We start from the raw sequence: 3132 nt of genomic DNA, 5'->3' as shown, positions 1-3132 counted from the left end.
CCCCAAGGACTGGCGAAAGAATTTATTAACTTTGCACAATCGCAGCAGGTAAGTGACATTGTTAAAAAGCAGAACTTTGTCTCCATCGCCCAATGATATTTGGTTAATTTGGATACTACGAGGTTTGGCAACAATCGCCGGAGCGATCGCACTTTTAATTGTTGTTTTTCTACTTTCCGAATCCTTACCAATCTTCAGTCGTATACCACTATCCCGCTTTTTTAACGACTCCTCTTGGAACCCTACAGCAGGTTTATATAATCTCTCACCCATGTTACTGGGTACTTTCTTGGCAATGGCTGGTGCAGTGATAATTGCTACACCTATAGGCATTTTATCTGCTGTCTTTTGCCAATTCTATGCCCCGCCAATGGTAGCTCAACTCTATCGCCGCCTCATTGAATTATTAGCGGGGATACCTTCTGTAGTGTATGGCTTTTGGGGATTAGTTGTGCTAGTTCCTCTGATTGGAAAAATTCATCCACCAGGGCCAAGCCTCTTAGCAGGAATAGCAATTTTGGCGGTGATGATTCTGCCAACAGTCGCCCTTGTAGCCGATGCTAGCCTAGAAAAAGTTCCCACCTCTTACATTCAAGGTGCTGCTGCATTAGGGTTATCACGTTGGACAACAATCTGCACAGTAGTTTTTGCATCAGCCAAATCAGGGTTATTTACAGGCTTAATTTTAGGGACAGGTCGTGCCATTGGTGAAACAATGGCAATTTTGATGGTATGCGGCAATGTGGTACAGACCCCAAAAGGCTTATTTGATCCCATCCGCACACTCACGGCCAATATTGCTTTAGAAATGGCGTATGCCACAGGAGATCACCGTAGTGCGCTCTTTGTCAGTGGTTTGATATTGATGGGAATGATTGTGGTCTTAGTGGCGATCGCTGAAGTTATCAGTCAAGGCAAATGGCAGAGATAAAACAAAGCAAAGACAATCGTATCGCTCTTAGAGAGTGGCTAGCAACAAGCTTAGTTTGGGCAACAGCCGCCCTCGTTACCGCCATCTTTTTATGGATAGTCAGCGATATCCTCTGGCACGGTATGGGAAATTTATCTTGGGAATTTCTGATTAGTGAACCAGAAAATGCGGGTAGAGAAGGTGGAATTTCCAGTATTCTCGTTTCCACCATTTTAGTTATTGGTGTATGTATGACGGTTTGCCTGCCCGTTGGTGTTGGTACAGCAGTTTTACTAGCAGAATTTACTCCTAGCGATAGTTGGTTCGCTAGATTAGTGCGCCGCAGTCTAGATGTACTTGCTGGTGTACCTTCGATTGTCTTCGGGTTGTTTGGCAACGTCTTGTTTTGCAAAGTTTTAGGGCTGGGGTTTTCCATTCTTTCAGGTGGACTTACGCTGGCGTGTATGGTGCTACCAATCTTGATTCGCTCTACAGAGGAAGGTTTTTTAGCGGTTCCTAATGAGTACAGATTAGGAGCCGCCGCTCTTGGCTTTTCGCGCACAACCACAATATTTCAGATATTGTTACCTGCTGCTGTTCCTGGTTTAGTTGTAGGATTTGTGCTTGGTGTTGGCCGGGCTATTGCGGAAACTGCGGCTTTAATTTTTACTAGCGGTTACGTAGACCGAATGCCAGAATCACTCCTCGATTCCGGGCGTACCCTTTCGGTTCATATTTTTGATTTATCAATGAACATTTCAGGAGGAGATAACAGTGCTTATGCTAGTGCATCGGTTTTGCTATTACTACTGTTGTTGATTAATGGCACAGCAGCGTGGATTGCAAAACGTTGGTTACACAGCAGAGTTATTTCTGGATGAGGACTGGTGGATATAGAGGAGGACATTTTGGCAGTTACTGAACCGTTGATTCAAATTGAGAACTTAACTCTGCAATACGCACAAAAAACTGCCCTTGCTAATGTCAATTTGGCTGTCAATGCCGGAGAAATTTTGGCTTTGGTTGGGCCTTCTGGTTGTGGAAAAACTAGCTTGCTCAGTTGTCTCAACCGCCTCAGCGATATGATTCCCAAGTGTCGAGTTCAGGGAAAAATCCGCATTGGTAGTCTAGAAGTGGTAAATTCCAAAATCAATGTCATTGCCTTACGGCGTCAAGTCGGCATGATTTTTCAAAAACCCAATCCTTTTCCTTTCTCAATATGGCAGAATTTGGAATTACCTTTGCGAGAGCATGGTATCCGCGATCGCCACCAAATTGATACAATTATCGAAACCAGCCTCCAAGATCTAGGGCTATGGGATGAAGTAAAAGACCGCCTGCAATCTTCAGCTTTAGCTCTTTCTGGTGGGCAGCAGCAACGTTTGTGTATAGCTAGAGCCTTGGCTTTGCAGCCAGAAGTCTTACTACTGGATGAACCTTGTAGCGCCCTCGACCCTATTTCCAGCAACGTTGTTGAAGATTTAATTATCAGTTTGCGCCAGCGCTATACTGTGTTAATTGTTACTCACAATCTGGCTCAAGCCAAGAGAATTGCAGATCGAGTTGCTTTATTTTGGGTACAAGACGGCATTGGACAACTAATTGAATCAGGTACTGTAGAGCAGGTTTTTAATTATCCTCAACATCCTTTAACAGTTGCTTATGTAACTGGTGCCAGGGGTTAAATCCATAACTGGTAAGAAAGCTCACTGGTGATACCGTTGCAAGCACGGCGAACCTTCCAAAGTACCAGCTGACAATACCTTAGCAAAAAAAAGAGTATGAAGAGAGGGCGCTTTATCAAGCCACTCTTCTTTACAAAGAATTTGCCCAGCCTCTAAATGTAGTGATTTTGGTCAAAACCAATCTTAAGACTAATGCTCGTAGCTATGTAATTCTATTCTCAAGTGACCTGGAATTATCATTTGAGAACATAATCCAATACGGTTCAGTTAAGGCTAAAACTCTTTGTCAAAGTCAACTTTTTTAACGAACCGCAGAGGCGCAGAGGAAACAGAGAGAAGAGAAAAAATGCTTAACTGAACTGTATTGGAACATAATCGACTATTACAAACTCCGTTTCCAAATCGAGTTTAATTTTCGAGATGCCAAGCAGTTTTGGGGTTTGGAAGATTTTATGAATGACAATTGCCATAAGATTTCTCAAAGCAAAGAAACGAAACTCCATGCGTCCAGGGCCAAGATTACCTGCTAAATAACCG

The 3132-nt window shown here is 43.4% G+C and carries 3 protein-coding genes and 2 pseudogenes; 4 read left to right on the top strand and 1 reads right to left on the bottom strand.

All coding sequences use genetic code 11. The annotated features are described in order from the left end of the window. Positions 1 to 52 precede the first annotated feature (52 nt). The 4 genes and pseudogenes from pstC to IQ229_RS20635 all read left to right on the top strand — a co-directional run. Positions 53 to 931, top strand: coding sequence for a phosphate ABC transporter permease subunit PstC (gene pstC / locus IQ229_RS20650; RefSeq protein WP_194046931.1), 879 nt, complete (start codon positions 53 to 55; stop codon positions 929 to 931). Continuing rightward, positions 919 to 1791 carry a phosphate ABC transporter permease PstA gene (pstA, locus tag IQ229_RS20645; RefSeq protein ID WP_194046930.1) on the top strand — a complete coding sequence of 291 codons (873 nt, stop codon included), beginning with the start codon at positions 919 to 921 and terminating at the stop codon, positions 1789 to 1791. Before pstC ends, pstA begins: the two co-directional genes overlap by 13 nt. Before the next feature lie 27 nt (positions 1792 to 1818). Next, positions 1819 to 2595, top strand: a complete 777-nt coding sequence (locus tag IQ229_RS20640; protein WP_228013608.1) for a phosphate ABC transporter ATP-binding protein — start codon at positions 1819 to 1821, stop codon at positions 2593 to 2595. A 110-nt stretch (positions 2596 to 2705) separates the two neighbouring features. Further along, positions 2706 to 2840 (top strand): annotated as a pseudogene (locus tag IQ229_RS20635) (IS4 family transposase); the annotation flags it as partial. Between the two features lie 213 nt (positions 2841 to 3053). Here IQ229_RS20635 and IQ229_RS20630 read toward each other — a convergent pair. Beyond that, a pseudogene (locus IQ229_RS20630) lies at positions 3054 to 3132 on the bottom strand (glycoside hydrolase 100 family protein); the annotation flags it as partial.

It is taken from the genome of Nostoc cf. edaphicum LEGE 07299, assembly GCF_015207245.1.
Lineage (GTDB): Bacteria > Cyanobacteriota > Cyanobacteriia > Cyanobacteriales > Nostocaceae > Nostoc > Nostoc edaphicum_B.
Note: the sequence above shows the minus strand (reverse complement) of the source record. Positions and strands in the feature narration are given on the sequence as shown.

Bases quoted from the DNA above. Each gene is read 5' to 3' on its own strand.
- pstA (WP_194046930.1), top strand. From the start codon at position 919: ATGGCAGAGATAAAACAAAGCAAAGACAATCGTATCGCTCTTAGAGAG.